The 1,505-nt window shown below is 67.6% G+C and carries 1 protein-coding gene; it reads left to right on the forward strand.

Going from position 1 to position 1,505, the window contains the following annotated elements:
* Positions 1–234: 234 nt before the first annotated feature.
* Positions 235–1,449, forward strand: coding sequence for an IS110 family transposase (locus tag ACFC1R_RS38775; protein ID WP_375946423.1), 1,215 nt, complete (start codon positions 235–237; stop codon positions 1,447–1,449).
* Positions 1,450–1,505: the final 56 nt, after the last annotated feature.

Here is a 1,505-nt window from a genome sequence, read left to right on the forward strand (position 1 = left end):
TTCCATACCCTTCTTCATGGGTTGTTCGGATCATTCGTAAGATCGGGACGCCCAGGGGTGCTGGGCGTGGCTGTCATGTGTTAGCCGATGTTGTGGCTGAGGAGGATTGGCCGCCCGGCACCCCGCGACGACTCGGCCACTGATTGGGATGCGCGAACTGAATCGCTCGTATGGAAACGTCGGCGAGGTCGTCTGCTGGGATCGTGAACATGCACTCCGAGCGAGGAGGACCAGGTGCCCGAACTGTGGGCGGGGACGGACGCGGGCAAGGCCGAGCATCACTGCACGGTGATCGACACTGACGGGAAGACGGTGCTCTCCCGGCGGGTGCCGAACAACGAGACCGAGCTGCTTGAACTGTTCGGCAACGTAGTGGAGTTGGCCAACGATTGCCCGGTGACCTGGGCGGTGGACCTGAACGCCGGCGGGGCCGCATTGTGGATTGCGCTCCTGGTCGGGCACGGGCAAAGACTGCTCTACATCCCCGGCCGGACCGTGCACTACGCCTCGGCCGCTTACCGTGGCAGCGGGAAGACGGACGCGAAGGACGCCTTCGTCATCGCCGACACCGCCCGCATGCGCCGCGACCTGCAACCGTTGGAGCAGACCAGCGAGATCGCCGTGGACCTGCGGATCCTGACCGCCCGCCGCATGGACCTGTCCGCTGATCGCACCCGCGCGATCAACCGGCTGCGCGCCCAGCTGCTGGAGTACTTCCCGGCCCTGGAGCGGGCCTTCGACTACAGCACCTCCAAAAGCGCCCTGGTCCTGCTGACCGGCTACCAAACGCCGGGCGCGCTGCGACGCATAGGCCGGGCCCGGCTGGCGACCTGGCTCAAGAACCACGGCGTCCGCACGGCCACCATCGCCAAGAGCGCGGCCGATGCCGCGGTCACCGCCGCCGAGGCCCAACACACCGTCGTCCCGGGGGAGAAGACCGCCGCGAAGGTGGTCCATACCCTGGCCAGGGAGGTGATGGCCCTCGATCAGGAGATTTCCGAGCTGGAGGCCCTGATCGAGGGCCGGTTTCGCGAGCACCGCGACGCCGAGGTGATCACCAGCATGCCCGGCATCGGCGACATGCTCGGTGCCGAGTTCATCGCCGCCACCGGCGGCAACATGGCTGCCTTCGGCAGCCCCGACCGCCTGGCTGGCGTCGCCGGCCTCGCGCCGGTGCCACGCGACTCGGGCAAGGTCAGCGGCAACCTTCAACGCCCGCGCCGCTACAGTCGGCGCTTGCTGCGGATGTTCTACCTCTCCGCCCAGGTCGCCGCCATCCACTGCCCCGTCTCCAAGGCGTTCTACACGCGCAAGCGCGACCAGGGGAAGAGCCACAAGCAGGCCGTCTTGGCGCTCGCCAGGCGCCGTCTCAACGTGCTCTGGGCCCTCATACGCGACCATCGCACCTTCGATGCCCGGCCACCCGAGCCAGCTGCCGCTGCGGCGTGAGACAGCTCCCGAGAGCCCCTCAAGACAGCTTGACAGCGTCATTGGGAATCCTCCTG

The organism is Kitasatospora sp. NPDC056138, from assembly GCF_042264695.1.
Classification (GTDB): domain Bacteria; phylum Actinomycetota; class Actinomycetes; order Streptomycetales; family Streptomycetaceae; genus Kitasatospora.